At 66.7% G+C, this 25,773-nt stretch carries 33 protein-coding genes; 19 read left to right on the top strand and 14 right to left on the bottom strand.

Translation table 11 applies throughout. The annotated features are described in order from the left end of the window. The first annotated feature begins 1 nt into the window (after nt 1). Genes fliF through FG91_RS04780 form a run of 16 tightly spaced genes read left to right on the top strand, consistent with a single transcriptional unit; the run spans nt 2 to nt 13,193 of the window. Nucleotides 2-1,666 carry a flagellar basal-body MS-ring/collar protein FliF gene (fliF, locus tag FG91_RS04860; RefSeq protein WP_037512590.1) on the top strand — a complete coding sequence of 555 codons (1,665 nt, stop codon included), beginning with the start codon at nt 2-4 and terminating at the stop codon, nt 1,664-1,666. Continuing rightward, complete coding sequence (gene fliG, locus FG91_RS04855; protein WP_052187314.1) at nt 1,659-2,690, top strand: flagellar motor switch protein FliG; 1,032 nt, start codon at nt 1,659-1,661, stop codon at nt 2,688-2,690. Before fliF ends, fliG begins: the two co-directional genes overlap by 8 nt. Beyond that, nucleotides 2,683-3,282, top strand: coding sequence for a FliH/SctL family protein (locus FG91_RS04850; RefSeq protein WP_037512588.1), 600 nt, complete (start codon nt 2,683-2,685; stop codon nt 3,280-3,282). Before fliG ends, FG91_RS04850 begins: the two co-directional genes overlap by 8 nt. Then, nucleotides 3,279-4,610, top strand: a complete 1,332-nt coding sequence (locus tag FG91_RS04845; protein WP_037512587.1) for a FliI/YscN family ATPase — start codon at nt 3,279-3,281, stop codon at nt 4,608-4,610. Before FG91_RS04850 ends, FG91_RS04845 begins: the two co-directional genes overlap by 4 nt. Further along, nucleotides 4,607-5,053: a hypothetical protein gene (locus FG91_RS04840; protein WP_037512586.1), complete on the top strand. Its 447-nt coding sequence runs from the start codon at nt 4,607-4,609 to the stop codon at nt 5,051-5,053. The genes FG91_RS04845 and FG91_RS04840 overlap by 4 nt, the downstream gene beginning before the upstream one ends. Beyond that, nucleotides 5,050-6,222 carry a flagellar hook-length control protein FliK gene (locus FG91_RS20855; RefSeq protein ID WP_081940418.1) on the top strand — a complete coding sequence of 391 codons (1,173 nt, stop codon included), beginning with the start codon at nt 5,050-5,052 and terminating at the stop codon, nt 6,220-6,222. Before FG91_RS04840 ends, FG91_RS20855 begins: the two co-directional genes overlap by 4 nt. A gap of 17 nt (nt 6,223-6,239) precedes the next feature. Then, complete coding sequence (locus tag FG91_RS04825) at nt 6,240-6,845, top strand: flagellar basal body-associated FliL family protein (RefSeq protein WP_037512584.1); 606 nt, start codon at nt 6,240-6,242, stop codon at nt 6,843-6,845. After that, nucleotides 6,842-7,792, top strand: coding sequence for a flagellar motor switch protein FliM (locus FG91_RS04820; protein WP_037512583.1), 951 nt, complete (start codon nt 6,842-6,844; stop codon nt 7,790-7,792). Before FG91_RS04825 ends, FG91_RS04820 begins: the two co-directional genes overlap by 4 nt. Next, complete coding sequence (gene fliN / locus FG91_RS04815) at nt 7,785-8,120, top strand: flagellar motor switch protein FliN (RefSeq protein WP_037512582.1); 336 nt, start codon at nt 7,785-7,787, stop codon at nt 8,118-8,120. Before FG91_RS04820 ends, fliN begins: the two co-directional genes overlap by 8 nt. Next, on the top strand, nt 8,120-8,398 hold the full coding sequence (locus FG91_RS04810; protein WP_037512580.1) for a flagellar biosynthetic protein FliO: 279 nt from the start codon (nt 8,120-8,122) through the stop codon (nt 8,396-8,398). The genes fliN and FG91_RS04810 overlap by 1 nt, the downstream gene beginning before the upstream one ends. Next, nucleotides 8,388-9,158, top strand: coding sequence for a flagellar type III secretion system pore protein FliP (fliP, locus tag FG91_RS04805; protein WP_037512578.1), 771 nt, complete (start codon nt 8,388-8,390; stop codon nt 9,156-9,158). Before FG91_RS04810 ends, fliP begins: the two co-directional genes overlap by 11 nt. A gap of 4 nt (nt 9,159-9,162) precedes the next feature. Beyond that, nucleotides 9,163-9,432, top strand: a complete 270-nt coding sequence (locus tag FG91_RS04800; RefSeq protein WP_037512577.1) for a flagellar biosynthetic protein FliQ — start codon at nt 9,163-9,165, stop codon at nt 9,430-9,432. Between the two features lie 7 nt (nt 9,433-9,439). Next, nucleotides 9,440-10,219: a flagellar biosynthetic protein FliR gene (gene fliR / locus FG91_RS04795; RefSeq protein WP_037512575.1), complete on the top strand. Its 780-nt coding sequence runs from the start codon at nt 9,440-9,442 to the stop codon at nt 10,217-10,219. 3 nt (nt 10,220-10,222) lie between these two features. Then, the gene (gene flhB, locus FG91_RS04790) at nt 10,223-11,362 is read left to right on the top strand and encodes a flagellar type III secretion system protein FlhB (RefSeq protein WP_037512574.1); all 1,140 of its coding nucleotides are present in this window, start codon (nt 10,223-10,225) and stop codon (nt 11,360-11,362) included. Nucleotides 11,363-11,407: 45 nt separating this feature from the next. Next, nucleotides 11,408-12,778 (top strand): flagellar filament capping protein FliD, encoded by a 1,371-nt coding sequence (gene fliD, locus FG91_RS04785; RefSeq protein WP_037512572.1) that lies wholly within the window; start codon nt 11,408-11,410, stop codon nt 12,776-12,778. A 25-nt stretch (nt 12,779-12,803) separates the two neighbouring features. After that, nucleotides 12,804-13,193, top strand: a complete 390-nt coding sequence (locus tag FG91_RS04780; protein ID WP_037512849.1) for a flagellar export chaperone FliS — start codon at nt 12,804-12,806, stop codon at nt 13,191-13,193. A gap of 182 nt (nt 13,194-13,375) precedes the next feature. Here FG91_RS04780 and FG91_RS04775 read toward each other — a convergent pair whose 3' ends face one another. From FG91_RS04775 to FG91_RS04710, 14 genes are all read right to left on the bottom strand, one after another. Further along, nucleotides 13,376-14,437, bottom strand: a complete 1,062-nt coding sequence (locus FG91_RS04775) for a sigma-54 interaction domain-containing protein (RefSeq protein ID WP_037512847.1) — start codon at nt 14,435-14,437, stop codon at nt 13,376-13,378. Between the two features lie 196 nt (nt 14,438-14,633). Continuing rightward, nucleotides 14,634-15,482, bottom strand: coding sequence for a flagellar motor protein MotB (locus FG91_RS04770; protein WP_037512570.1), 849 nt, complete (start codon nt 15,480-15,482; stop codon nt 14,634-14,636). After that, nucleotides 15,482-16,345 carry a flagellar motor stator protein MotA gene (motA, locus tag FG91_RS04765; RefSeq protein WP_037512567.1) on the bottom strand — a complete coding sequence of 288 codons (864 nt, stop codon included), beginning with the start codon at nt 16,343-16,345 and terminating at the stop codon, nt 15,482-15,484. The genes FG91_RS04770 and motA overlap by 1 nt, the downstream gene beginning before the upstream one ends. Before the next feature lie 102 nt (nt 16,346-16,447). Next, nucleotides 16,448-17,278 (bottom strand): flagellin N-terminal helical domain-containing protein, encoded by an 831-nt coding sequence (locus tag FG91_RS04760; RefSeq protein WP_037512565.1) that lies wholly within the window; start codon nt 17,276-17,278, stop codon nt 16,448-16,450. Nucleotides 17,279-17,293: 15 nt separating this feature from the next. Then, complete coding sequence (gene flgK / locus FG91_RS04755; RefSeq protein WP_037512564.1) at nt 17,294-18,619, bottom strand: flagellar hook-associated protein FlgK; 1,326 nt, start codon at nt 18,617-18,619, stop codon at nt 17,294-17,296. Beyond that, entirely contained in the window at nt 18,616-18,921 is a 306-nt protein-coding gene (locus FG91_RS04750) for a rod-binding protein (protein ID WP_037512563.1), read from the bottom strand. Before FG91_RS04750 ends, flgK begins: the two co-directional genes overlap by 4 nt. Continuing rightward, entirely contained in the window at nt 18,918-20,027 is a 1,110-nt protein-coding gene (locus tag FG91_RS04745) for a flagellar basal body P-ring protein FlgI (RefSeq protein WP_081940417.1), read from the bottom strand. Before FG91_RS04745 ends, FG91_RS04750 begins: the two co-directional genes overlap by 4 nt. A 14-nt stretch (nt 20,028-20,041) precedes the next feature. Then, a complete protein-coding gene (locus tag FG91_RS04740; RefSeq protein ID WP_037512562.1) occupies nt 20,042-20,701 on the bottom strand; it encodes a flagellar basal body L-ring protein FlgH in 660 nt (219 codons plus the stop codon). Then, nucleotides 20,682-21,467: a flagellar basal-body rod protein FlgG gene (gene flgG, locus FG91_RS04735; protein WP_037512561.1), complete on the bottom strand. Its 786-nt coding sequence runs from the start codon at nt 21,465-21,467 to the stop codon at nt 20,682-20,684. The genes FG91_RS04740 and flgG overlap by 20 nt, the downstream gene beginning before the upstream one ends. A gap of 12 nt (nt 21,468-21,479) precedes the next feature. Next, nucleotides 21,480-22,223 (bottom strand): flagellar basal-body rod protein FlgF, encoded by a 744-nt coding sequence (flgF, locus tag FG91_RS04730; protein ID WP_037512560.1) that lies wholly within the window; start codon nt 22,221-22,223, stop codon nt 21,480-21,482. Nucleotides 22,224-22,258: 35 nt separating this feature from the next. Next, on the bottom strand, nt 22,259-23,086 hold the full coding sequence (locus tag FG91_RS04725) for a flagellar hook-basal body complex protein (protein WP_037512559.1): 828 nt from the start codon (nt 23,084-23,086) through the stop codon (nt 22,259-22,261). Nucleotides 23,087-23,114: 28 nt separating this feature from the next. Continuing rightward, nucleotides 23,115-23,417: a flagellar hook assembly protein FlgD gene (locus tag FG91_RS04720; RefSeq protein ID WP_037512558.1), complete on the bottom strand. Its 303-nt coding sequence runs from the start codon at nt 23,415-23,417 to the stop codon at nt 23,115-23,117. Between the two features lies 1 nt (nt 23,418). Further along, nucleotides 23,419-23,829: a flagellar basal body rod protein FlgC gene (flgC, locus tag FG91_RS04715; RefSeq protein WP_037512556.1), complete on the bottom strand. Its 411-nt coding sequence runs from the start codon at nt 23,827-23,829 to the stop codon at nt 23,419-23,421. Then, the gene (locus tag FG91_RS04710) at nt 23,826-24,167 is read right to left on the bottom strand and encodes a flagellar basal body rod protein FlgB (RefSeq protein ID WP_037512554.1); all 342 of its coding nucleotides are present in this window, start codon (nt 24,165-24,167) and stop codon (nt 23,826-23,828) included. Before FG91_RS04710 ends, flgC begins: the two co-directional genes overlap by 4 nt. A 255-nt stretch (nt 24,168-24,422) precedes the next feature. On the opposite strand from FG91_RS04710, the gene FG91_RS04705 reads away from it, so the two are divergent. The 3 genes from FG91_RS04705 (at nt 24,423) to FG91_RS04695 (ending at nt 25,717) form a co-directional block, all read left to right on the top strand. Continuing rightward, a complete protein-coding gene (locus FG91_RS04705) occupies nt 24,423-24,944 on the top strand; it encodes a flagella basal body P-ring formation protein FlgA (protein WP_037512552.1) in 522 nt (173 codons plus the stop codon). A gap of 171 nt (nt 24,945-25,115) precedes the next feature. Then, nucleotides 25,116-25,412 carry a flagellar biosynthesis anti-sigma factor FlgM gene (gene flgM, locus FG91_RS04700; protein WP_161785625.1) on the top strand — a complete coding sequence of 99 codons (297 nt, stop codon included), beginning with the start codon at nt 25,116-25,118 and terminating at the stop codon, nt 25,410-25,412. 11 nt (nt 25,413-25,423) lie between these two features. Continuing rightward, entirely contained in the window at nt 25,424-25,717 is a 294-nt protein-coding gene (locus FG91_RS04695) for a hypothetical protein (protein ID WP_235211945.1), read from the top strand. Nucleotides 25,718-25,773: the final 56 nt, after the last annotated feature.

Raw genomic sequence — 25,773 nt, 5'->3', positions numbered from 1 at the left:
CATGGCCGAGACCCAGATCCTTACCCCCGTCCCCAACTCTGTGAACGACGGATCCGCGAACCGCCTCCCCGCCCCCGTCCTGGGCGCCCGGCTCGCACCGTTGACCCAGTTTATGCGCCAGCCGGCGGTGCAGCGCGCGCTGCCCGCGATCGCGATGACCTCGGCGATCGGCATCGCCGCGCTCGCCTATTTCACGATGCAGGCGGCCCCGCAGGCGCAGCTCTTCGCCGGGCTCGACGACACCGACAAGGCGGCGGTCGCCGACGCGCTGCAGACGCAGGGCATCGGCCACAGCATCGACCCGACCACGGGCGCGCTGACCGTCGACGCCGACAAGCTCCATCAGGCGCGCATCGCACTCGCCGGACAAGGCCTGCCCAAGGCGGCACCGAGCGGCGACAGCCTGATCGCTTCGCTCCCCATGGGGTCGAGCCGCGCGATCGAAGGCGAAGCGCTGCGCTCGGCGCGCGAGGCCGACCTGTCGCGCACGATCGAGACGATCGACGCGGTCAAGAGCGCGCGCGTCCATGTCGCGGCCGCCGAACCCAGCCTGTTCGTCCGCGAAGACAAGCCCGCCACCGCATCGGTGATGCTGACGCTGCAGAACGGCCGTTCGCTCAGCGACGGTCAGGTGCAGGCGATCCGTTTCCTCGTCGCCTCGTCGATCCCCGGCATGAACGCCGACCAGGTGTCGGTGATCGATCAGCGCGGCGCTTTGCTCTCCGACACCGCGTCGGGCAGCGACATGAAGGCATTCCAGCTGCAGCTGCAGGTCGAAGACCGTTTCCGCCGCGCGCTCGACACCCTGCTCGGCCCGATGCTCGGCGCCGGCAATTACACCGTCGAAGTCCACGCCGACGTCGACATGTCCGAAAGCCAGGCGACGCGCGAAAGCTTCCCCGAGAATGACCGTGCGCTGACCAGCGAACAGATCACGCGCTCGACCAGCGGCACGAGCGCCCCCGCGGTCGGCATCCCCGGCGCGCTGTCGAACCAGCCGCCGCAGGCGACGACGGTCACCGCGACCGGCCCGCAGCCGGTCCCGCCCGGCGCCCCGGCGCCCGGCACCGAAAGCAACGAAAACGCCGCGCGCGCCTATGAAGTCGGCCGCGAGATTTCGGTGACGCATTCGCCGCAGGGCAAACTGCGCCGCGTCTCGGTCGCGGTCGCGCTCAATCAGGGCAAGAAGGCGCTGACGCAGGCCGATCTCACCAAGATCGACAATCTGGTGAAGGGCGCGGTCGGATATGACGCGACCCGCGGCGATCTGGTCGCGATCAACCAGCGCCCGTTCGTCGCGGTCGAAGACACCGCCCCCGCCTTTTACGACCAGGGCTGGTTCATGCCGCTGGTCCAGCAGGTCGGCGCGATCCTCGCCGCGCTGCTCGCCTTCCTGTTCATCGGCCGCCCGATGATCCGCGCCGCCAAGGAACGCGCCGCGAAGCGCATCGCGCAGAATCAGGAACTCGAAGCGTCGCTGCTCGCCGCGACCGACCGCCCGGCACTCGCCAGCGGTCAGGGCGGCCGCGAAATCACCCTCGAGATGATCGAACAGGCGCCGAGCTATGAAGCGCGCGCCAACCTCGTCCGCGCCTTCGTCCGTCAGGACTCGGCGCGCGCCGCGCTCGTCGTCCGTCACCTGATGCAGGAGGGCGCCCGTGCCTGAAGTCGCCGAACTCGATAACGCACCCGTACCGGCCGCGATCGAAGGATCGGCCGCCGCCGCGATCCTGCTGATGCTGCTCGACGAAAGCGAAGCCGCGACGATCCTGAAGCAGCTCGGCCCCGAAGAAGTCCGCCAGCTGGCGAAAGCGATGTTCGACACCGCGAACGCCAGCGAGCAGCAGATCGGGCAGGCGCTCGACCGCTTCGTGACGCGCAGCCGCGACGTCAGCGCGCTGGCGATCGGCGCCGATACACGCATCCGCACCGTGATCAACGAAGCCGTCGGCAACGTCCGCGCCGACAATATCCTCGCCGCCGTCGCGCCGCAGCGGAGCGCCGCGTCGCTCGAAATGCTGCGCTGGATGGATGTCGACGCGATCAGCGGGCTGCTCGCCAGCGAGCATCCGCAGGTCGGCGCGCTGATCCTCTCGGTGCTCGTCCCCGATGTCGCCGCGCGCGCGATCGAGACGCTCGACGAAGTGTTGCAGGCCGATCTGGTGCTGCGCGCCGCAATGCTCACCTCGGTCCCCGCCGCGGCGATCGAGGATCTCGAAGCCGTGCTCGCGAGCGCCAATGTCGATGGCCAGCGCGTCGCCAAGCAGGCGATCGGCGGCCCGAGCGACGTTGCCAAGATAATGAAAAAAATGCCGAAGCAGCTTTCGGAGCGTACACTCCGCTCGCTGAAGAAGCATGACCGCATCCTCGCCCAGACGATCGAGGAAGAGATGTTCATCTTCGAAAATCTGCGCGACCTCGACAAGAAGAGCCTCAGCAGCGTGCTGCGCTCGGTCGATGCCGCCCAGCTCGCGATCGCGCTCAAGGGTGCCGACGAAGAGATGGTCGACATGTGCCTCGCGACCATGTCGCAGCGTGCCGCCGAAACGATCCGCGACGAAATGGCCGAAATGACGATGGTCAAGCGCGCCGACGTCGACGATGCGCAAAAGAGCGTGATGCAGATCGTTCGCCAGATGGCGGCGGCTGGCGAAATCATGATCGCGGGCGGCGGCGACGACTATGTCTGATCGCGCCGCCCACGCCGGCTTCGCCCCCGTCTCGCTCACCGAAGCGATGGCGCGCGGCAGCGGCTTCCGTCCGATGTCCTTCGCGCAGCCGGCCCATGCCGCGCAGCCCGTCGAAGCAGGTTACGACGAACCCGACGTCGACGATCCCTTCGCGCTCGGCCTCGCCGAAGGCCAGCGCCTCGCCGAAGTCGCCTTTGTGGCCGAGCGTCACCAGCTGCTCGCGTTGCTCGCCGGCGCCGAAGCGCTGCAGGATGAGCCGAGCGAAGAGCTCGCACAGCTGATCGCCGAAACCGTCGAGCGGCTGGTCCGCCAGATCGTCGATACGGCGCCGATCGACGCCGAATGGTTGCAGGCGCAGGCCGAAACCGCCGCGGCGATGGTCGCCGACGCCGACAAGGCGCGCACCCTGTGGGTTCATCCCGAAGACGCCGCGCTGCTCGCCGACGCTCCGCTCGCGATGGCGGTCGAGAGCGATCCCGCGATGGTGCGCGGCACCGTCCGCCTCGAAACCTCGACCGGCTGGATCGAACATGGCCGCGCCGTCTATCTCGACGAACTGCGCACCGCGCTCGGCACGGGACACGCCGAATGACGCGCCGCCTCGCCATGAGCGCGCAGCAGCTGCTCGACCCCGTCGACCTCGCGGGCGCCAGCCCGCGCCGCATCGGCACGCTCGTCGCGCACGAGGGGATCATGCTCGAAGTGTCGGGTTTCCCCCAGCCGCTGGGCAGCAACGTCCGCATCAAGTCGGCCGACAATGACTATGTCTATGGCGAGGTCGTGGGCTTTCGCGGCCACCGCAGCCTCGTCCTGCCCTTCGACATGAACAAGCCGCTGGTCACCGGTGCGCCGGTCGAGCCGCATGGCGCGAGCTCGATGGTCCCCGTCGGCAAGGCGCTGCTCGGCCGCATCATGGATGCGCAGGGCAATCCGCTCGACGGCCGCCCCGCGATCAAGTCGCAATTTCAGTGGCCGCTCGCCGGCCGCAAGGTCAACCCGCTGCGCCGCGGGCGTGTGACCAAGCCGCTCAACATGGGCGTGCGCGCGATCAACGGCCTGCTCACCGTCGGCGAAGGCCAGCGCGTCGCGATCATCGCGGGCTCGGGCGTCGGCAAGTCGGTGCTGATGGGCCAGATGATCGCCGGCACCGAATGCGACGTCATCGTCGTCGGACTGATCGGCGAGCGCAGCCGCGAAGTCAGCGACTTCGTCGAAACCAAGCTGCCCCCCGAAGTGCGCAAGAAATCGGTCGTCGTCGCGGTTCCCGCCGACCATCCGCCGCTGCTCCGCCTGCGCGCCGCGATGCGCGCCACCGCGATCGCCGAGGCGTTCCGCGCCGAAGGCAAGAAGGTGCTGCTGCTGATCGACAGCCTGACCCGCGTCGCGCATGCGCAGCGCGAGATCGGCCTGACCCTGGGCGAACCGCCGACGATGAAGGGCTATCCGCCGTCGGTCTTCGCGCTCATTCCCTCGCTGTGCGAACGCGCCGGCATCGACCGCGAAACCGGCGGATCGGTCACCGCGCTCTACACCGTGCTCGCCGATGGCGGCGACATCGACGACCCCGTCGTCGACAGCGCGCGCGCGATCGTCGACGGCCATATCATCCTGTCGCGCCAGCTCGCCGAACAGGGCGTCTATCCCGCGATCGACGTCGCCCGTTCGCTGTCGCGCACGATGGTCGACTCGGTCGATCCCGAACATGCCGCCGCCGCCGCGCGCTTCCGCCAGCTCTGGTCGCTCTATGAAGAGAATCGCGATCTGATGCTGATGGGCGCCTATGTCGCGGGCGCCGATCCGGTGCTCGACACCGCGATCGCGCGCCACGCCGACCAGCTCGCCTATGTCTCGCAGCCTGCCAAGGCGCAGGTCGATTTCGATATTTCCCGCCAAGCCCTGATTGAAGGATATTCCGCATGAACGCCCGTACCGCACGCCGCAAACGTATCATCCGCGTGCGCTCCGTCGAACATCAGCAGGCGGAGGCCAATCTGGCGCGCGCCAATGGCGAACTGGCGAACCTCGTCGAACTCGCGAAGCGGCTCGAAACGCTGCGCGTCGACCTCGCGATGGCGAAGGGTGCGGTCGCCGGCCGCGCGCTCAACACGATCGGTGAGCTCGCGATGCGGCTCGACATCGCGCAGGAAAGCCTGACCGCGCCGCTGGCGGGTGCGAGCGAACGCCGCGACCAGATGGGCGCGCTAGCACAGAGCGCGATGGTCAAGGAAGAATCGGCGGTCCGCCTGTATGAACGCAGCCGCAAGGCGGCGCAGGTCGAACAGGAACGCCGCGACGATGCCAACCGCCCGCACCGCCCGCGCACGGGCATGCGCCTGCGCCTGATCGAAGGCGGCGCGGCATGATGAGCGCGCCCTCCCTCCCCACCATCCAGGGCGCGATGCCCGCGGGCTTCGCGACCTTCCTCGCCAACATCGGTCAGCTTCCCGAGGGTGGCGGCGAAGGCGGTTTCGACCAGCTGCTCGCCGCCGCGCCGGTCGCGGCCGCTCCGATCGCGAATCCTGCCGCCGCGACGATCAAGATCGATCCCGCGCCGGCCGTCGATGCCGCGGCCCCGCACATCGAGGCCCCCGCCGAAACGGGCGTCCCCGTCGAAACCCCCGCGGTGAAGGCCGAGCCGGCCAAAGCCGATCCGGCGGCGCTGGCCGCCAACCTGCTGATCGCGCTGAACGGCAGCATCCCCGGCGCCGCGCCCGCACAGACGTCGGGTAAGCCGGTTGCGGCCAAGCCCGAAGCGGAAGCCGCATCGCCCGACACGGCGGCGACGGGCGAGGCCGTGGCGGCTGCGCCGGCCACGAACTGGGCTGCGATCGTGGCGGCCGCAATCCCGGCAGCCGCAAGCCCCGCCGCAAAACCCTCGAAACCGGCAGAAGCTGCGGCGGCCCCGGCCGACACCGGCACCTCCGCGCTTCCCGTTGCCCCGCGTCCGCGCGATGCCGCGATGCCGATCCTCGCCGGCGCCGAGCCGCCCGCCGCCAAGCCCGTCGAAGCGGCGCCGTCGATGACGATCCTCTTCGCGCAGCCCGCCGCACAGGGCGCCGCGACGCTTATCGAAGCGGCCGCGCCCGCGGTGATCGCCGAACGCGTGCTCGACATGGACAGCGACGGCGCGTGGATCGACCAGCTCGCGCGCGACATCGCGGCGACCAAATCCGACAGCGGCGACATCAGCTTTCGCCTGATGCCGAAGCATCTCGGCCGCCTCGACGTCGCGATGCAGATGGGCGACGAAGGCGTGTCGCTGAAGATGGACACGCGCCACGAAGCGACCGCGACGATCGTTACCGCCGCGCAGGGCCGCCTGGTCGACGAACTCCGCCAGCAGGGGGTCCGCGTCGCCGGCGCCGAAGTGACCTGCACGCCGGGCGAGACCGGACGCCAGTCGCAAAGCCAGGGCCAGGGTCAGGGCCGCTCCGCCGCAGCCGACCCCGCGCATCTTATCGAAACCGCCACCGAACGCGCCGAGCCGCGTGACGAAGACCGCGCCGCCGACCGCCGCGGCCGCTTCGCCTGATCAGAAAGGGTCCCATCATGGCCAAGGATATTGTCGAAGGCGCCCCCAAGAAAAAGGGCAAGTTCAAGAAGCTGCTGCTGATCAGCGTCGCCGCGATCGCGCTGATCGGCGCGGGCGCGGGTGCGGGCATCTATTTCGGCGCGCTGCAGGCGCACGAGGCGAAGCCCGAGGATAATTATCCCAAGCTCGTCGTGCGCAGCAAGGAAGACCCCGAACCCGCCGCCGAGGGCGACGACAAGGAGGCCCCGCCAAAGGTCGGCACGGTGTCGGTCCCGAACGACAAGTTCAAGGTCGATCCCAAGAAATATGAGATCACCTATTACCCGATCGCCGACAGCTTCACGACGAACCTCGCCGACGGATCGGGGTTCCTGCAGGTCGGTATCAGCCTTTCGACCTTCTACGACGGCAAGGTTATCAATAATATCAAACGGCAGGCTGTTCCGATCCGTTCGGTCGTGCTTATGGTGCTCGCCGAACAGGATCCGGCATTGCTCTCCACATCGCAGGGGAAACAGCGGCTGCAACGTCAGTTGACGGCCGCGATCAACGATGTGCTGCGCGACAAGGAAGGTTTCGGGGGCGTCGACAATGTTTATTTCACGAGCCTGGTGATTCAGTGACCACCAGCACGAAAACCGTCAAAGCCGTGAAGGCACCGGCCGCACCTGCACCCGCAGCTGCGGCCGCGCCTGCGGAGACGAAGGAATCCCTGCTGCTGCGCAGGGCGGCGGACGGCTATGCCTTCCCCGCGCTCGAAGGCGTGGCGAACCAGTTTGCGCGCAGCTTGCGCGACCTCGTCCGCGCGCTCGGCGCGCCGGCGATCCAGATCGAACGGTCGGGCGCCGAACAGATGAGCTTTGCCGAGTGGAGCGCGTCCGCGGCCCCGGCGATCTTCTGGCGTTACCATGCGCCGCCGCTCAAGGGGCCGGTGCTGCTCGCGGGTTCGCGCTCGCTGCTGCTCCAGCTCGTCGACATCTTCTATGGCGGCCGCGGCCAGCTTGCCGCCGAACGCGAAGAGCTGACCGACGCCGAGGATCGCTTCGCGGCGCGCCTCGGCCGCGATATCGGGATGCAGCTTGCCGCTGCTTGGCGCGGCAAGCTCGCGATCGAGCCCGAACTCGATTGCGTCACCGCCGACCCCGCCAAGCTCGCCGCGGTGCGCGCCGACGATGAATTGTTCGTCCAGCGCTTCACGCTGCGCGGCGCCCCGTTCGAGGGGCGGACGATTATGTGCGCCTATCCAGTCGCCGCGCTGCGCGGGATCGCGGGCGACGAACTGCTTCCCGACATGCCGGGCCATAGCGGCGCCGACCCGGCCTGGTCGGGCGCGCTCGACAGGGCGCTGCGCGACGTGCGCATGCCCGTCCGCTCAGTGCTCGCGCGTCCCGAGATCAGCCTCGTCAAGCTGCTCGCGCTCGAGGTTGGCGACATCATCCCGCTTACCATGCCGCGCCATGTGCCGGTGACCGTCGCCGGACGCAACTTCGCGTTCGGCAGCATCGGCGAAGCCAATGGCAACGCCGCGATCATGATCGAACATATCGAAAAAGGACCGGACCATGACTGATATCAGCGACGCCCCGAAGGTCGCACGCGCCGACCGGCGCGACAAGAGCATCGCCGCCGCGCCCAATTTCGACCTGCTCGCCGGCGTTTCGCTGCGCGTGTCGGTCGAGGTCGGGTCGACCTCGATGACGCTCTCCGAACTGCTCACGCTCGACGAAGGCAGCGTGATCGAACTCGACCGCGCCGCGACCGACCTGCTCGACATCTATGCCAACGGCACACTGATCGCGAAGGGCGAGATCGTCAGCGTCGACGGCCGCTATGGCATCCAGGTCGCCGAAGTCGTCGCGCCGGCGCGCGGGCTCGAAGGTTTCGAACGGAGAGCCTGATGTTCGAATATATCCTCCGCCTGCTCATCCTGCTGCCGCTCGTCGGCGGCATGGCGTGGGGCAGCCTGTGGCTGTGGAAGCGCGTCCAGATGGGCGTTCCGCTCGTCGGCGGCGGCACCAAGGCGCGCGCCGTCGAGATGATCGACGTGCTGCCGCTCGGCCCCGGATCGAAACTCGCGGTGGTCGAGTTCGCCGGGCAGCGCGTGCTGATCGCGGTGTCGCGCAACGGTATCACGCGGATCGCCGACGACAGCCAGGGCGACTTCCATGCGGACTGATCGCCGCTTCTGGCTGCGCGCCGCGGCGCTCGCCGGCGGCGCCGCGCTGCTCTGCGCCGCGCCCGCCGCCTATGCGCAGGCGGCCGACGGGCTGAGCCGCGCGGTCGGCGAGATCGGCGGCGACGGCCGTCCGCTGAGCCTCTCGCTCCAGATCCTCGTCCTGATGAGCCTGCTGACGGTGCTGCCGTCGCTGCTGCTGATGATGACGAGCTTCACGCGCATCATCATCGTGCTGTCGATCCTGCGCCATGCGCTGGGATTGCAACAGACGCCGCCGAACCAGGTGCTCGTCGGTTTGAGCCTGTTCCTCTCGCTGTTCGTGATGGCGCCGGTAATCAGCGAAGTGAACCGCGTCGCGATCGAACCTTATGGCCAGGAACAGATCGATATCGGCGAAGCGGTATCGCGTTCGGGCGTCGCGCTGCACGGCTTCATGATGAAGCAGACGCGCAAGACCGACCTGATGATGTTCGCGAAAATCGCGAAAGCGCCAACCTATGCTCGTCCCGCGGACGTGCCCTTCTCGATCCTGCTCCCCGCCTTCGTCACGAGCGAACTCAAGACCGCGTTCCAGATCGGCTTCCTGATCTTCCTGCCCTTCCTCGTCATCGACCTGATCGTCGCCTCGGCGCTGATGTCCTTGGGTATGATGATGCTATCGCCAACGATCATATCGATGCCGTTCAAGCTCTTGCTCTTCGTCCTCGTCGACGGCTGGGCGCTGACGATGGGATCGCTCGCCTCCTCCTTCGTGAGTTAGCGCGGTGGAGGCCGATTATTTCATCGGGGTCGCGCAGCAGTCGCTGTGGATTCTCGCGCTCGCCTCGGCGCCGCTGCTGCTGCCGGTGCTCGTCATCGGCGTACTGCTCGGCATGGTGCAGGCGGCGACGTCGATCAACGAACAGACGCTGACCTTTGTGCCCAAGCTGATCGTCGCGGCGATCTGCCTCGCGATCTTCGGCGGCAGCATCCTCGTGCTGCTCACCGATTTCACCCGCGAAATCTTCGCGCAAATCCCGGCGCTCGTCCGCTAGGACGTCGATGAACCCCGCCGACATCCCGAATATCGAGGCGATGCTCCAGCTGTGGATGCTGGGGATGATCCGTCCCGGCGCCGCGTTCATCGCCGCGCCGGTGTTCGGCGCGACGAGCGTGCCGGTGCAGCTGCGGCTGGTCATCGCGCTCGCGGTCGGGGTGCCCGCGGTCGCGGCATCGGGCATGGCACTGCCGCCCGAGGGGATCGTATCGGTCCCGGGCTTTTTCCTCATCATCGGCGAGGTCGTGATCGGCCTCGCGATGGGATTCGTGCTCCAGATGGGCCTCGCCGCCGCCCTGCTCGCGGGCGAGGCGATCAGCAATGCGATGGGCCTCGGCTTCGCATCGATGGTCGATCCGCTCAGCGGCGCATCGAGTTCGGCGATCGGCCAGTTCCTGTCGATGATGGCCACCGCGCTCTTTCTCGCCGCCGACGGCCATCTTGTGCTGATCGGCATCATCGTCGACAGTTACAGCGCGCTGCCGCCCGGCAATGCTTTTCCGTCGTGGGACGCGATCGGCGGGCTGATCCGCTTCGGCAGCCTGATGTTCGCTGCGGGGCTCACCATCGCGATGCCGGTCGGCTTCGTGCTGATCCTCGTCCAGATCATCATGGGCGTCATCGGCCGCTCGGCGCCCGCGCTCAACCTGTTCGCGGTCGGCATTCCCGCGACCCTGCTCGCCGGGATCGTGCTGCTCGGCGTCGCGACCCCCGCGATGGCCGAGGCGATCGCGCGCATCCTGTCCGACGCGCTCGACGCCGCGCGCATGGTCGCCGGAATCTAGACCATGGCGGGCACGACCGAGAAGGACCAGAAAACCGAACAGCCGACGGCGAAGAAGCTGTCGGACTCGGCGCGCGAAGGCGATGTGCTGATGTCGCGCGAACTCGCGACGGCACTGATGATGCTCGCCGCCGCCGGCTGGATGGTCGCCGCGGGCGGCTGGTTCGTCCAGTCGGCGGGCGACCTCGTGCGCCGCGGCCTGACACTGACCGCCGCCGACGTCGCCGATTTTGCGCCCGCCGAAGCGCTGATGCGCAACGGCGCCGAAATCCTGCTCCCGCTCGCGAGCCTGTTCGCGCTCGCGCTCGGCGCCGCGGTCGCCGGTCCCGCGATGCTCGGTTCGATGGGCTGGCGCGGCAAGGCGCTTCACTTCAAGGGCAATCGCATGAGCCCGATGGCCGGGCTCAAGCGCATGTTCGGGATGCAAGGCGTCACCGAGCTCGGCAAGGCGCTCGCCAAGGTTCTGCTGCTCGGCACCATCGGTTACTGGCTCGTCCTGAAGAGCCTGCCCGCGATCATGACGATGGCGTCGACCGACCTGATGGCGGCGATCGGATTGGCCGGAAAGGAAATCGGCCATGCGATGCTGACGCTCGCCGGCGGGCTGGTCGTCATCGCGCTGATCGACGTGCCGGTGCAATGGTTCCAGCGCAACAAGCGGCTGATGATGAGCAAGCAGGAAGTGAAGGAGGAAATGCGCCAGTCCGACGGCGCCCCCGAACTCAAGCAGGCGCAGCGCCAGCGCGCGCACGACATATTGAGCGGTTCGGCGCGCAAGGCGGTGTCCGACGCGACCGTCGTCCTCACCAACCCGACGCATTTCTCGGTCGCGCTGCGCTATCGCCCCGGGGTCGATGCCGCGCCCGTCGTCGTCGCGCGCGGCCGCGGCGATGTCGCGCTGTCGATCCGCGAGCTGGCGCGCGGCGCCAATGTCCCGCTGCTCGAATATCCGGCGCTCACGCGCGCGATCTATTTCACCGCGCGCGCCGGGCGCGTGATCCCCGAGGAATTGTTCGTCGCGGTCGCGACCGTGCTCGCCTTCGTCTTCCAGCTCGAACGCGCGGCGGCCGAAGGCACGCCGCCCCCCGCGGTCGATGTGCCGTCCTCGCATCGTTTCGATCCCGAAGGGCGGCGTCAGGCTTAAACTTGTCCGCGCGCCGCCGTTAAGGGGTTCGAAGGATATTTTGCCATGGTCAGTTCAATCGCCAACAGCCTCGGCTTTGGGTCGGGCCTCGACGTCAAACAGCTCGTCACCGACCTGTCGAACGCGTCACGCGACCCGAAAATCAAGCGGATGGCCGAGCTTACCCAGACGAACCAGACGCGGATCAGCGCGCTGGCGCAGGCGCGATCGGATCTCGATGGTTTTGCCAATTCGCTGGGCCAGATGGTTGCCGACGGCACCTTGCGCAGCACACCGACCGTTTCCGATGAAAGCATACTCAGCGCCACCAGCCGCGCCGGCCTTTCCGCCGACAGCTTCGCCGCGACCGTCGTCGTGACCCAGCTCGCGCGCGCGCAGACCAATTATTCCGCCGTCGTCGCCGACCGTACCGCCGCAATCGGCGCGGGCACGATGACGCTGACCGTCGGCGGCGTCGCCAAGACCATCACCATCGACGCCACGAACAACAGCCTCGACGGGCTGGCCAATGCGATCAACGCGAGCGGGGCCGGGGTCACGGCGTCGATCATCGCCGACGAAGGCGGCCAGCGCCTGATCCTGAAAGGCCCCACAGGCGACGTCGGCGCCTTCACGCTCACCGCCGACGCGGGTGCCGATCCGGGCCTCACCGCCTTTTCCACCGGCGGCGGCATGACCGTGGGGCAGACCGCGGCCAACGCCGAATTCACGATCGACGGCGTCGCGTTCAGCCGCGCGAGCAACATCATCGACGATGTCGTCCCCGGCATGTCGCTCACGCTTAAAAAGGCCGCCCCCGGACAGGGTGTCGACATTGGCGCGAGCCGGCCGCTCGACATGCTCAAGCAGACTGTCGGCGATTTCGTCTCGGTCTACAACCAGCTCAAGAAGAGCCTCGTGAACGCGTCCAACGTCTCGGGCGCCGGCTCTTCGCTCCGCGAACTCGAACGCGAGCTCGGCAGCCTCGTGAACAAGGTGCTGTCGAGCCACGGCACGATCAACAAGCTGTCCGACATCGGCATTTCGACGACGAAGGAGGGCCTGCTCTCGGTCGACAATGCCAAGCTCGACAAGGTGCTCGCCAGCGATGCGGGCGCGGTCGAGGCGCTGTTCAATCCGCGCCGCGATGCGACGCACACCGAGACGAGCGATCCCGGCATCGCCTTTGCGCTCGACGCGATCCGCGACAAGGCCGTCGGAACCAACGGCGCGATCGATCGCGTGTCGAAATCGCTCGATGCGAAGAAGGAAAACCTCGCCGACCAGCTCGAAAAGATCGAAGAGCGCGAGAGCGCGTATAAAAAGCGCCTCGAGAAGCAATATGGCACGCTCGAAGCCAAGCTCGCCGCGTTCAAGGCGACGCAGACCTATCTCGAACAGCAAATCAAGCTCTGGTCGAACCAGGGCAACGACTAAAGACTAGGACTTGGGGACCGCCGCCGTGAACGCTACCGCCTCGACCGTCCGGGCAACCGGACTTTACCGCCGATTGCAGAACGAAAGTCGCGCCGCGGCTGCCGACCCTATCGAACTTGTCACCATGCTTTACGACGAGCTGGAGACCGCCGTCGGCGTGCTAGGAGCGATGGTGCGCCAGGGGCAGCGCATTTCGGCTACCGAGCCTGCGCATCGCGCCCGCGCAATCCTGATCGGCCTCGACGTCAATCTCGACCGCGACAAGGGCGGCGACGTCGCGACGGCGCTGTCGCGCGTCTATCGCAGCATGCGCCGCAAGCTCGACGACGCGGTGGCCGCGAATAGCGCCGAGGGCCTTGCCGAGCTGCTCGAAGGGATTTTGACGATCAGCGCCGCCTGGCGCCAGCTTCGCTGACCAAATCTTCCCACCTGAAAAACGACGACGGCCCGCCCCTCGAATGAGGAGCGGGCCGTCGCCGTTTGAAATGAGCCCGCTGGTTACCCGGCCGCCCATGGTGGGGACGGGCGGCCGGGTGGTGCGGGAGCGGACCAGAGCTCCCTTTTTCAGCGGGTGCTGAAACTCGTGTCGCGGGCCGGTCAGGCGGCCTGCTGGTGAACGCCGTACTTGCGCATCTTTTCGATCAGCGTCGTGCGCTTCAGCGTCAGCAGGCGCGCCGCTTCCGAAATGATGCCGTCGGCGAGGTCGAGCGCGACGTGGATCTGTTCGAGTTCGATCGTTTCGATCTCGCGCTTGAGGTCGATCGGACGGCCCGGCGCCGGCGTCTTGGCGTGCGCCGCCGCCGGAGCCGCGAGTTCTTCCGCGCTGGCCGGCACCGCGACGGGGCTGGTGGGGACAGCCCGTCGCGGTGCAAGCGCTGCGGTGGGGTTCAAAAGCATGGCGACGTCATCGAGACCGAGCGTCTCGCCGCCATGGAGAACGCTGGCGCGCTCCACAAAATTCCTGAGTTCGCGGACATTGCCCGGCCATGCGTGCGCCATCAGCAGCGCCATCGCCGCATCGTCGAAGCGGCATTTGGCGTCGGCGGGCATCTGGCGCTGGAAATGGCGGATGAGCGCCGGAATATCCTCGACGCGGTTGGCAAGGCTGGGGACCTGGAGCACAACCACGCCGAGCCGGAAGAACAGGTCTTCGCGGAATTTTCCATCGGCGATCGCGGCGCCGAGATCCTGGTGGGTGGCCGAAATGACGCGGACGTCGACGGCCTTCACATCGCTGCTGCCGACGCGGACGATCGTCCGGTCTTCGAGCACACGGAGCAGTTTGACCTGCATGTCGAAGCGCATGTCGCCGATTTCGTCGAGGAAGAGCGTGCCGCCCTCGGTCGCTTCGAAATGGCCGATGCGGCGGGCATGGGCACCGGTGAAGCTGCCCTTTTCATGCCCGAAAAGTTCGGATTCGATGAGTTCGCCGGGGATCGCGCCGCAGTTGATCGCCGAAAAAGCCTTGCCGGCACGGGCGCCTTCGTCGTGAATGGCGCGAGCAACAAGTTCCTTGCCCGAGCCCGAGGGGCCGCAGAGCATCACCGAGGCGTTCGAACGCGCCACGCGGCGGATCATTTCGCGGAGCCGGCAGGTCGCCGGGCTCGTGCCGATGATCAGCGCTTCGAGCGCCAAATTGTTGTTCTGCCCCACAGTCATTTCAGTCTCCACCGCACCGCCCGCTCGGTGCCCCCTTCGATGGATTGAGGAATTGACGAAATTGGTAAACGAAAGCTTACCCTACGTTAGCTAACCCATTCAAAATAAAGAGATATTGCCAGATTGGAAGTAATTGACGCGCAATCGCGTTAACTATCTCCAATATGCTGCCAAACTGGCACTAATTGCCATGCGACTAGCGCCAGCCCAGCGTGATCGAGATGCGGCGGTTGCGCGGATCGAATCGGTCGGAGGGGACATAGGGCTCGCGATCGGCGACCCCTTCGATTCGCGAAAAGCGATTCGAGGCGATGCCGCGGAACTCCAGATAGTGGCGCGTCACCTCGGCCCGGTCGACCGACAGGCGCCAGTTGTTCGTGCCCGATTTCGCCGACCAGGGCGCGGCGTCGGTGTGACCGCGGATCATCACCTGGTTCGACACGGCCGCGATCGGTTTCGCGATCTCGCGGAACAGCCGCGCGCCATCGGGGGTGAGCTGGCTGGTGCCCATCACGAACATCGACAGATTCGCATCGTCGATGACGTCGATCCGCAGTCCCTCGAGCGTTTCGGTAAAGCGCAGGTTCGGCGCAAGGCGCTTGAGGTCGCTCTTTGCCTGCAATTGATCGATCAGCGTCTGGGCGAGCTTCTTGAACTGCTCCTTGTCGCTCGCGCGCTCGCGCCCCGACGCTTCGCGCGGCCCGCCCGCGGCGTCGCGCGGGATCGTCATGGCGCGCGTGCCCGTCTGCGCCGCACCGTGCGGATATTTGTCAACCGACACCAGCGAATCGCCGCCGAACAGACCGTTCGACCCCGCGGTGTCCTGTTTGCTCTGGACGATCGTCGGCGCGAAATAGTCGGCGAGCGCCTTGCGCTGCGCCTCGTTCGTCGCGCCGAGCAGCCACATCAAAAGGAAGAAGGCCATCATCGCGGTGACGAAGTCGGCATAGGCGACCTTCCACGCGCCGCCGTGATGGCCGCCGTGCGCTTCCTGGATCACCTTTTTGACGATGATCGGTCGCGGCATGTTGGGACGCGCGGCCATCAGCGACCCCGCATCCCGTCGAACACCTCGGCAAAGCTCGGCTGGTTATGATGGTCGACCCCCGACCGCGCGGCCTCGATCACCAGCGGCTGCGGATGACCATGAAGCGACGCGATGATCAGCTGCTTCACCGTGTGATAGATCGCGTTGTCGCTTTCGATCACTGTCTTGGCGCGCGTCGCGAACGGGCCGACGAGGCCGTAGGCGAGCAGCACGCCGAGGAAGGTGCCAACGAGCGCCGAGCCGATCATCGCCCCCAGGATCGCCGGCGGCTTGTCGATCGAGCCCATCGTCTTCACGACGCCAAGCACCGCGGCAACGATGCCCAGAGCCGGGAGCGCGTCGGCGAGGCTCTGCAGACCTTCGGCGGGCTTCATCGAATGATGGTTGTGGCTCTTCAGCGCATTGTCCATCACCTCTTCGACCGCGTGCGGATCGAGCGTGCCCGACGACACGACGACGAGGCGCAGCGTGTCGCAGATCAGGTGGACGAGCGTGTCGTCCTTCAAAAGCTTGGGATATTGCTGGAAGATCGTCGAGTTTTTCGGATCCTCGATATGCGGCTCGACGGCAACGGGCCCCTCTGTGCGCATCATCTTCATGAGCGTCGAGACGAGCAGGATGCAGTCGAGATAGTCCTGCTTCTTATACTTCGGTCCCTTGAACACCTTCGCGAGCCCGCCGCCGAGCGCCTTCAGATCGGCGCCCGAATTGCCGATGATCAGCGAGCCGAGTGCCGCACCGCCGATGATCAGCATTTCGTGCGGCAGCGCGTGCATGACGGGACCCAGATTGCCCCCGGTCAGCGCGAAGCCCCCGAAAACCAGCAGGATCAGTACGACGATGCCGATGGCGGGAAACATGTGCGAGCAACTCCATTCGGGATCCGGCTGTCGAGGCCGGCCCCCGCAAATTCAGGGACGTCTTGATGATTAACGGCAGCGGCGCCGCAACATTGAGGGGTGTCAGTTCAAAATATCGAACAAGGTCTGCCGGTTAATCTTGGCAAAGGCCGCCTGCGCCGCCTGCAGCGTCAGATCCTGGGCCTTGAGCTCGGCGATTGCGACGTCGAGGTCGGTATCCTCGACCGTCGAGCGTTCGTCCTTGAGCGTGATCCCACGCGCCGCGAGCCCGTCGCCGATGCGGTCGAGCCGTCCCCCCGACAGGCCGATTTCGGCATGCTTATCGGCGGCATGGCTGATCGCGGTGCCGAGCGCTGTGATCGACGTTCCCATCATCGCCTTGTCGCCCGCCGCAACCGCGGCGGCCGCATCGCGAATGCCCGTCGACAGGCTGTTTCCGCCGACGACAAAAACGTCGGCCGCCGATGGAACCGGGGCGAAGCTGAGATCCGAATCAAAGCGCATCACGCGCGCAGTGCCGGTCGCGAACACGGGCTCGCCGTTCGAATCGCGCGTCGCGGCAAGCGCGTCGAGTTCGTCGGCGATCGTGCCGAGTTCGGCGGCGATCGTGGCGCGGTCGGCGGGATTTGTCGTATCGCTCGCCGCGGACAGCGTCAGCTCGCGCGCGCGGGTCATCAGGTTGCTGACCGATTTCATCACGCCGTCGGCCTGCGACACCAGCGCGTCGGCCGCGTTCACATTGGCCGACCAGGCGGTCATGCTCGCCTGCGTCGTGCCGATCGTAGCGATCCGCCGCGCCGCGACGGGGTCGTCGGACATGCGCAGCAGCTTTTTCCCGCCCGAGATCTGGATCTGCGTGCGCTCGAGCGCGTCGGCGAGTTTCTGTTGGCGCGCGATTTCGCGCGTCATGCGGTTGCCCACGGCGTTGATCATGGTCCTGACCCTTCCTTAGAGCGAGCTGAGCAATGTTTGCATGGTTTCGCGCGCGACCTGGATCGTGCGCGCGGCCGCCGAATAGGCCTGCTGGAAACGCAGCAGTTCGGCGGCTTCGGTGTCGAGATCGACCTGGCTGACGCCGTCGCGCGCTGCGGCCGAGGCATCGGCGCGCGTTGCGGCGGCGGCATCCTGCGCCCGCGCCGACGCCACCGACTGCGCCTGAGTGGCGAGATGGCCCGACCAGCGCGCTTCGGGATCGTTCGCCCCGCGCATCGTGCCGAGCGCGAGCATGTTGCCGTTGCTGCCCGACGCGTTCGCCGCCGCAACCTGATCGGGGGTCAGCGGCGCGGCGGTCAGCGTCGCCGCGCTGGTGCCGGTGAACAGGGGCTGCCCCGGATTGCCATTGGCATCGGTGCCCGCCTGATGCGCGGCGTTGAGCTGGCTCGCGAACTGCGTCGCCATCGTATCGAGCGACGCGCGCTGGTCGGCGACATGGTTCGCACCTTCCGCAAGACCGGCGAGCGAGCCCGTCGAGATCGCAAGCGGCGAACCGCCGACGCTGTACGACAGGCGCCCGTCAGGCGCCGCGGTGACCGAAATCGGATTCACCACGCCGCCGCCGACGAGCAGGTCGCCCGATCCGGCCGCGCGCAGCGTCACCGCGCCATTATTGTCGAAGGTCGGGCTGACCCCCGCCTGCGACGATAATTTGTCGAGCAGCCGGTCGCGTTCGTCGAGCAGGCTCGCCTCGTTGGTGGAGCCCGGCCGCGCCTTGCGCAGCCCGACGTTGATCTGTTCGAGCGCATTCAGATTGCTGTTGAACTGGTCGACCGAACTCGCGGCCGCGCCCTCGATCCCCTCGCCCATCTTGTCGAGCTGGCCCGCCGCGGTGCGAAAGCCCGACGCGATATCGTCGACCGATTGCAGGAACTGCGCACGCAGCGTCCGGTTCGACGGATCGGCGGTCAGCTGGTCGGCGGTGGTATAAAGCTTGGTGAGCCCGGTCTTGATACCATTGGTTTCGTCGCTGAGCGCGCCTTCGACCTTGTCGAGCCAGGAGAGTTTCGTCGCCGAACGATTGGCATCGCCCGAGGTGATACGCGAATCCTCGATCAGCCATCCGTCGACCGAGCGGTCGATGCCGCGAATGTCGACGCCGCCGGGATTGGTATTGCCGCGGTAAAAGATCGAATTGCCGCCACCGACGGCTTCCATCATTTCGAGCCGGCGCCGCGCATATCCGGGGGTCTGGGCGTTGGCGATATTGTCGCCGATCGTCGAGAGCGCACGCGAATAGGCCTTGAGCCCGCTATAGCCGATGCCGAGCAGGTCGCTCATTGCACGCCTCCCTTAAGGCCGCCGAGCTGACCGCGAAACTGCCGCTCGACCATATCGGCGATCCCGAACTGGCGCATCGCGGCGAGGCTGTCGGCGGTACGCGCGTCGGCCATTTCGCGGAAATTGTCGGTCGCGCTCGATCCGAGAATATCGTCGCCGAGCTTGGCCTGCCGCATCGACGCCATCAGCTGGCGCAGGATCACGGCTTCGAACGCCTCGGCCGCCTTGCGCAGCCCGCCATCGCCGCCGCCAGCAGCCGCGGGCGTCGGCGTGGCACCGACAGAAGAAATTGGGCTCGTCATATGATCACCAGTTCCGCAGTGAGCGCGCCGGCCTGGCTCAGCGCTTCGAGGATGGCGACAAGGTCGCCCGGGGGAACGCCCATGCGATTGATCGCATCGACGAGTTCGGAAAGCGAAGCGGTCGGCTTGACCAGCATCACCGGACGATAGTCCTGCTCGACGCTGATCTCGCTCGACTCCTCGACCGCGGTCTGGCCGCGGCTGAACGGTGCGGGCTGCACGACCATCGGCGATTCCTTGATCGAGACGGTCAGCTTGCCCTGCGTCACCGCGGCGGTGCCGACGCGGACCGCGCCGTTGATCACGACGGTGCCGGTGCGGGCGTTGACGATGACCTTGGCCGGCGGCTCGGCGCGCTGGACGCCCAGATTTTCGATCTGCGAGATCAGCCGGATGCGTTCGTCGCCGTTGCCGCCCGTGCGGATCGCGATGCTGGCGCCGTCGATCATCGATGCCGCGCCGGGCAGCGCGGCGTTGATCACATCGGTCACCCGCTTGGCATTGGTCGCATCGAACTGGTGGAGGTTAAAGGTCAGATAGCTCGACGTCGCGAAGCCGGTGTCGACCGCGCGCTCGACCGTCGCGCCGCCCGCGATGCGGCCGCTCGACGGCACATTGACCGTCAGCTTCGAACCGTCGGCGGCATCGACGCCGAGCCCGCCGATGACGAGATTGCCCTGCACCATCGCATAAATCTGTCCGTCGGCGCCATAAAGCGGCGCGAGCACAAGCGTGCCGCCGCGCAGGCTTTTGGACTTGCCGATCGCCGACACGGTGACGTCAAGCCGCTGGCCGGGCTTGGCGAAGGGCGGCAGTTCGGCGGTGATCATCACCGCCGCGGCGTTCTTCAACGCGGGATTGACCCCCGGCGGCAAAGTCAGGCCGAAGCGCGATACGGCGCCCTTCATGCCCAGCGTCGAATAGTCGAGGCTGTCGTCGCCCGTGCCCGCGAGGCCGACGACAATGCCGTAGCCGGTGAGCTGGTTGGCGCGCAGCCCCTGGAACTGGCCCATGTCCTTGATGCGCTCGGCGTGCGCGGGCGCCGCAAAGGCGAAGCTCGCGAGCAGGAGCGCAAAAAGGGTGAACAGGGTCGGACGCTGGGTCACTTCAAATTCCTCTGTTAGAACGGGCTGATGATCGAGAAGAAGCGCTGCAGCCAGCCTTGCTGGCTCGCGCGGGCGATCTCGCCCTTGCCGACGTAGCGGATCTTGGCATCGGCGACGCGCGTCGACAGGATGCGGTTGTCGGGGCTGATGTCGATCGCGCGGATAATCCCCGAGATCTGGACGCGTTCGTCGCCGCGATTGAGCGTGAGCAGCTTTTCGCCGCGCACGAACATCGTCCCGTTCGGATAGACCGCGGCGATCGTCACGCTGACTTCGCCCGACAGCGCGTTCGACTGCGACGCGTCGCCCTTGCCCTTGAACGCCTGGCTGCCGCCCATCGCGATGTCGCTGGGATTGAACAGCGACAGCGGGCCGGTGGTCGGCGGCGTCAGGCCGATATCGCCGTCGCGCTGCGTGCCCGCGGCGTTGCTTTTCGTTGCCGCGGTGCGCTCGACGAGCTGGATCGTGACGATATCGCCGACGGCGCCCGCACGCCCGCCCGAGGTGAGCGCGACATAGCTGCCCTGAAAGATCGAGCCGTTCGCCGGCGGCGATGGCGGCGGCGGCGGCATCGAAACCGAAAAGGCGTCGGGCGGCAGCTTGTCCTTCGCGAGCGCCGTGGCGGGCGCCAGCGCAAGGACCAGCATCGCCAGCTTAGAGAGTCTGCGACGCATTTTTCATCATCTCGTCGGTGGCGGAGATCATCTTCGAATTGACCTCATAGGCGCGCTGCGTCTCGATCATGTCGACAAGTTCCTCGACGACATTGACGTTCGAGCCTTCGAGCATCCCGCCGCGCAGCGTTCCGCGGCCTTCCTCGCCCGCACCGCCGACGAGCGGCGCGCCCGAGGCCTGCGTCTCGACGAGCAGATTGCCGCCGATCGCCTGCAAGCCCGCCGGATTGGCGAAGCGCGCGATCTCGATCCGCCCGAGTTCGAGCGCGGTGCCGTCGGCGCCGGTCGCCGAAACGGTGCCGTCGAGCCCGATCGTCACATTGCTGGCATCTTCGGGAACCTGGATCGCGGGCGTCATCGGCTTGCCGTCCGAGGTCACAATCGTCCCGTCGGGCGAGCGGCCGAAATTGCCCGCGCGGGTATAGCCGGTGCGCCCGTCGGGCATCTCGACCTGGAAATAGCCGGCGCCGTCGATCGCGACGTCGAGCCCGTTGCCCGTCGTCTGGAAGGTGCCTTGCGTATCCATACGCGCGGTGCCGTTGAGCGCGACGCCGGTGCCGAGGTTGAGCCCGGTCGCATAGCGGTTTTCCGCCGTCGACGGCGCGCCGGCCTGCGTCACCATCTGATAGCTCAGCGTCTCGAAGCTCGCGCGGTCGCGCTTGAAGCCCGTCGTGTTGACGTTGGCGAGGTTGTTGGCGATCACCTGCATCCGGAAGCCCTGGGCATCCAGACCGGTCCGCGCGACGTGCAAGGCACCGATACTCATTTCATAATCTCCTTAACGGGGAAGCTGCATCAGATTGGCGGTCGCGCTGTCCATGTCGCGCACGTCGCCGATCATCTTCAATTGGGTGTCCCAGCTGCGGCTCGCCTCGATCATCTCGACGAGCGCGGCGGTGGCGGTGACGTTCGATCCTTCGATCGAGCGGGTCAGAAGCCGCGCTTCGGGATCGTCGGGCAGGATGCCCCCGCCCTTCACGCGGAACAGGCCGTCGAGCCCCTTGGCGATGTCCGACCCCGTCGGGGTCGCGAGCCGCAGCCGGTCGACCTCCTGCGGATTTTCGGGGTCGCCGCCCTGCGGCACGATCCACACGCGGCCTTCCTGGTCGATGCTGATCGCGTCGGCGGGCGGGATCGTCACCGGACCCTGGCCGCCCTGCACGGGATTGCCGTCACCGGTGGTGAGCAGCCCGCTCGGCGAAACCTGCAGGTCGCCGCGACGCGTATAGGCTTCTTCGCCATTCTTCGCCTGCACGACGAGCAGCGCATCGCCCTGCATCGCGATGTCGAGGTCGCGCCCCGTCTGGGTGACGGTGCCCGCCTTCATATCGGCGCCGAGCACTTCTTCGGACGACATGGCGCGCGCGTCGAGGCCGGCGCCGTCGAGCCACAGCGACTGCGCGCTCGCCATGTCGGCGCGGAAGCCCGGCGTCTGGGCGTTCGCCAGATTGTTGGCGATCGCCGTCTGCCGGGACATGCTGCCCCGCATCGCGGCGAGGCTGGTATAGATAAGGCGGTCCATCGATAGTCTCCCGGCAGGCGGCGGTCAGCGGCGCGTCAGCGCATGCCGATGATCGTCTGGGTCAGCTGCGACGCGCCCTCGATCGCCTTGGCATTCGCCTGGAAATTGCGCTGCGCGGCCATCAGCATCACCAGTTCCTCGGTGATATCGACGTTCGAGCGTTCGAGCGCGCCCGAGCGGACCGCGCCCATCGGGCCGTTGGTCGCGGCGTCGATCGTCGGCGGGCCGCTTTCGCCCGTCGACTGCCAATGCGCATCGCCGGTCGGACGCAGGCCCGACATCGTCGGGAAGGTCGCCATCGCGACCTTGCCGAGCTTCTGGTCTTCACCGTTCGCAAAGGTCGCGGTGACGAGACCGTCGAGGCCAATCGTGACGTTGACGAGACCCGAGGCCGGATCGCTCGGCGCCCCCGTGGGCAGGCGGAGGTCGAAGGCGCCGGCGAGCGTGTTGTTCGTGACATTGCCGTTCGCGTCGATCGGCAGCAGCTGCAACTTCGCACCCGTCGAATCGATGACATAGCGGTCAGGGGTCGGTTCGAACGAGCCGTTACGCGTATAGCTGATCGCCTCGCGCGGCGGCTCGCCCTTCACGATGAACATGCCTTCGCCGACGATCGCGAGGTCGAGCGTCTTTTCGCTCGCTTCGTACGATCCTTGCGTAAACTGCTGGGTGATGCCGTTGAGGCGCGTGCCCTGACCCGCGATCATCTTCGTCGACTGCGTCGGCGACGAGGCGAAAATATCGCCGAACTGCGCCTTGCTGCGCTTGAAGCCGACCGCGCCGGCGTTCGCGATATTGTTCGAGATGACCGACATGTCGGTCTGCGCGCCCTTGAGGCCCGAAAGCGAAGTATAGAATGACATGGACTAATCCTTCCTGAAAGGTGGGAGCTTAAGTGGTGGGCGGGGTCGGCGCGGGCGCAGGCGTGGCCGCCTTGATGTCCTTGAGCAGCTGGGTCTGCGCGGTGAGCTGCTCCGAAATCTTCGAGAGCACCGTGTTCGTCTCGCTGATCCCGGCGAGACTCGAGAATTGCGCCATCTGGGCAACCATCTGCTGGTTATCGACCGGGTTGAACGGATCCTGCTGCGACAGCTGCGCGGTCATCAGGCGAAGGAAATCGCTCTGGCCCATCTGCTGGCTGGTGCCTTTGGGGTGGATCACGGGGTTGTTGTTGGTGATGCTGTTGACGCTCATCTTACTGTCCCATCCTGAGGGTTTCGTTGATCAGGCCCTTGGCAGTTTCGAGGACCTGGACATTGTTCTGATACTGGCGCGCGGTCTCGACCATCTCGACCAGCTCGGCGGCGCTATCGACAGCGGCTTCCCAGACGTTGCCGTCGGCATCGGCGAGCGGGTTCGACGGATCATGGCGCTTCGACGGCGCCATTTTCGAGGTCGTGACCTGGTCGATCTGGACCGTCGCGCGGCCATGGTCGTCCATCACGGTGCGGAAGACGGGCTTCAGCGAACGGAAAGCGCCCGCCTCGCTGCCCGCGACCGTTCCCGCGTTGGCGAGGTTCGACGCGGTGGTGTTCAATCGGACGAGCTGCGCCGACATCGCGCGGCCGCTGATGTCGAAGACGGAGAAATTGCCGTTCATCGTCATTCGCCCTTGAGCGCACGCGACAGCGTGTTGATGCGCCCGCTGAGGAACGAGAGGCTCGAACGATAGGCGAGCGCATTTTCGGCATAGGCGGTCTGCTCGGTCGCCATTTCGACGGTGTTGCCGTCGAGCGACGCCTGCACCGGAACGCGATAGCTGATCGCGCCGTCGGTCGAGCCGCCCTGCTGCGCCAGGTCGAGCGCCTTGGCGAAATCGAGATCGCGCGCCTTGTAACCCGGCGTCGCGGAGTTCGCGATGTTCGACGCGAGCATCATCATGCGCTGGCTGCGCAGCTGCAGCGCGGTGGCGTGCAGGCCAAAGAGTTTCTCGGATGCCATCATCAACTTCCTTTCGCCGGGATCCGGCCGGTTGGCACGGACGCGCGGAAAAACACCAAGGCATGATGCAACGGCCGTGCCAAACCGTATTTCTCTATATTTTTCAGTTATTTAATATGGAGCCGCAATTGTGGCGCACTTGGTTCGTCAAAAATCTGACGACGCCGCGCGCAGCCTCGCAAAACCGCGCATCAAACCGCGACTGGCACGCTTCCTGCAATTTATCGGGCGACCATTTTGGACCGAAGGAGATGGACCTTGTCCCGTAACATTCTCACGCGCCTCGCCGCGTGCGCCGTCACCCTCTCGCTCGCCGCCCCGATCGCGGCAGAGGCGCAGCAGGGCAATGAGGATTGGCAGACGATCGACGTGCTGACCGACATGGTCGCCAATGCCATGGGGCGGAACGCGACCCCGGTCGATCGCCGCATCAAGCTGGCGCGCTGCCCCGAACAGGCCTCGGTGACCGCACTCGACGCCCAGACGCTCGCGGTCCGCTGCGCCTCGCTCGGCTGGCGCCTGCGCGTGCCGATGACCGCCCCCGCGGGCGCATCGCCGGTCGCGGCGAGCTTCGCGCGCCCCGCGGCAAGCGCGCCCGTCATCCGCCGCGGCGACAATGTCCGCGTGACGATCGAGACCGAAAGCTATTCGATCAGCTACGCCGCCATCGCGACGCAGGACGGCCGCGTCGGCGAGACGATCGCCTTGCGCGGCAACGACGCCAAATCGACACTCAGCGCCACCGTCACCGGCCCGGGCCGCGCCCGCCTCGACGACTGATTTCGCCCTCGCTTACCCACCCACTGGGCCCGGGCTGTCGGCTTTCCGACGGCGCCGGGCCTTTCTTTTGTCTTTTTTGCGACCGGCCGCCTTAATCGCCGCATACACGATCCGTTAAAGCCTTCGTGAACCGCGTCGTCACTTTTCTGACGGCACCGGATGGAGGCTTTTATGTCGGGTGACAGCAAGATCGGACCAGTCGGCGGCATCGGCCGTGCCGGCCCGCTGCGCAGGGTCGCCAGCGAAGCGGCGACCGCGATGCGCGCCCCGGCGAAGCTCCAGCCGGCGCAGGACAATCTGCCGACCGCGCGTCTGACCCGCCTCGCGGGCAGCCTCGCCGACCAGGCGCCGCCGGTCGACATCGCGCGCGTCGCGTCGCTGCGCACCGCGATCGCCAATGGCAGCTATGGCGTGCATCCCGCGATCATCGCGAGCGCGATGCTCGATTTCCACAGCGGGGCCGAATGATGCTGGCGCAGATGGAAGAAATTGAATCGCGACTTGAAACATTGGTCGGCGCGCTCGACGGGCACGACGCCGGCGCGATCATCGCGGCGACCGAAGAGCTGGCGACCGCGGTGATCCTGTTTCGCGGCGCGAAAATCCCCGCGGGCAGCGAACATCGCGCCCGCGTGCTGATCGGGAAGACGCTCGGCCAGCTCGAAGCCGCCGCGATGCGCGTCAATATCCTGAAGAACTGGACGCGTCAGAGGATTGACAAGAGCCACGAAATCCGCGGCACCCGTCCGCGCGGGGCGGCTTTAAGCTACTGATAACAAAATAATTTCCAGCCATTTCCGCGAAATGGCACGATGATTGCTTTTGGTCT

It is taken from the genome of Sphingopyxis sp. LC81 (assembly GCF_000756375.1).
Taxonomy (GTDB): Bacteria; Pseudomonadota; Alphaproteobacteria; order Sphingomonadales; family Sphingomonadaceae; genus Sphingopyxis.
Note: the sequence above shows the minus strand (reverse complement) of the source record. Positions and strands in the feature narration are given on the sequence as shown.

Excerpts from the sequence above, each read along its gene's own strand:
- FG91_RS04810 (WP_037512580.1), top strand. The coding sequence starts at position 8,120 with ATGTTCGAATATATCCTCCGCCTGCTCATCCTGCTGCCGCTCGTCGGC.
- flgG (WP_037512561.1), bottom strand. The coding sequence starts at position 21,467 with ATGAGTATCGGTGCCTTGCACGTCGCGCGGACCGGTCTGGATGCCCAG.
- FG91_RS04845 (WP_037512587.1), top strand. The coding sequence starts at position 3,279 with ATGACGCGCCGCCTCGCCATGAGCGCGCAGCAGCTGCTCGACCCCGTC.
- FG91_RS04750 (WP_037512563.1), bottom strand. The coding sequence starts at position 18,921 with ATGACGAGCCCAATTTCTTCTGTCGGTGCCACGCCGACGCCCGCGGCT.
- fliD (WP_037512572.1), top strand. The coding sequence starts at position 11,408 with ATGGTCAGTTCAATCGCCAACAGCCTCGGCTTTGGGTCGGGCCTCGAC.
- flgC (WP_037512556.1), bottom strand. The coding sequence starts at position 23,829 with ATGACGATGAACGGCAATTTCTCCGTCTTCGACATCAGCGGCCGCGCG.
- fliN (WP_037512582.1), top strand. The coding sequence starts at position 7,785 with ATGACTGATATCAGCGACGCCCCGAAGGTCGCACGCGCCGACCGGCGC.
- FG91_RS04825 (WP_037512584.1), top strand. The coding sequence starts at position 6,240 with ATGGCCAAGGATATTGTCGAAGGCGCCCCCAAGAAAAAGGGCAAGTTC.
- FG91_RS04740 (WP_037512562.1), bottom strand. The coding sequence starts at position 20,701 with ATGCGTCGCAGACTCTCTAAGCTGGCGATGCTGGTCCTTGCGCTGGCG.
- FG91_RS20855 (WP_081940418.1), top strand. The coding sequence starts at position 5,050 with ATGATGAGCGCGCCCTCCCTCCCCACCATCCAGGGCGCGATGCCCGCG.
- FG91_RS04710 (WP_037512554.1), bottom strand. The coding sequence starts at position 24,167 with ATGATGGCATCCGAGAAACTCTTTGGCCTGCACGCCACCGCGCTGCAG.
- flgF (WP_037512560.1), bottom strand. The coding sequence starts at position 22,223 with ATGGACCGCCTTATCTATACCAGCCTCGCCGCGATGCGGGGCAGCATG.
- FG91_RS04775 (WP_037512847.1), bottom strand. The coding sequence starts at position 14,437 with ATGACTGTGGGGCAGAACAACAATTTGGCGCTCGAAGCGCTGATCATC.
- motA (WP_037512567.1), bottom strand. The coding sequence starts at position 16,345 with ATGTTTCCCGCCATCGGCATCGTCGTACTGATCCTGCTGGTTTTCGGG.
- FG91_RS04695 (WP_235211945.1), top strand. The coding sequence starts at position 25,424 with ATGGAAGAAATTGAATCGCGACTTGAAACATTGGTCGGCGCGCTCGAC.
- FG91_RS04850 (WP_037512588.1), top strand. The coding sequence starts at position 2,683 with ATGTCTGATCGCGCCGCCCACGCCGGCTTCGCCCCCGTCTCGCTCACC.
- FG91_RS04760 (WP_037512565.1), bottom strand. The coding sequence starts at position 17,278 with ATGATCAACGCCGTGGGCAACCGCATGACGCGCGAAATCGCGCGCCAA.
- fliF (WP_037512590.1), top strand. The coding sequence starts at position 2 with ATGGCCGAGACCCAGATCCTTACCCCCGTCCCCAACTCTGTGAACGAC.
- FG91_RS04770 (WP_037512570.1), bottom strand. The coding sequence starts at position 15,482 with ATGGCCGCGCGTCCCAACATGCCGCGACCGATCATCGTCAAAAAGGTG.
- flgM (WP_161785625.1), top strand. The coding sequence starts at position 25,116 with ATGTCGGGTGACAGCAAGATCGGACCAGTCGGCGGCATCGGCCGTGCC.
- flgK (WP_037512564.1), bottom strand. The coding sequence starts at position 18,619 with ATGAGCGACCTGCTCGGCATCGGCTATAGCGGGCTCAAGGCCTATTCG.
- fliR (WP_037512575.1), top strand. The coding sequence starts at position 9,440 with ATGAACCCCGCCGACATCCCGAATATCGAGGCGATGCTCCAGCTGTGG.
- fliP (WP_037512578.1), top strand. The coding sequence starts at position 8,388 with ATGCGGACTGATCGCCGCTTCTGGCTGCGCGCCGCGGCGCTCGCCGGC.
- FG91_RS04725 (WP_037512559.1), bottom strand. The coding sequence starts at position 23,086 with ATGTCATTCTATACTTCGCTTTCGGGCCTCAAGGGCGCGCAGACCGAC.
- FG91_RS04840 (WP_037512586.1), top strand. The coding sequence starts at position 4,607 with ATGAACGCCCGTACCGCACGCCGCAAACGTATCATCCGCGTGCGCTCC.
- flhB (WP_037512574.1), top strand. The coding sequence starts at position 10,223 with ATGGCGGGCACGACCGAGAAGGACCAGAAAACCGAACAGCCGACGGCG.
- FG91_RS04720 (WP_037512558.1), bottom strand. The coding sequence starts at position 23,417 with ATGAGCGTCAACAGCATCACCAACAACAACCCCGTGATCCACCCCAAA.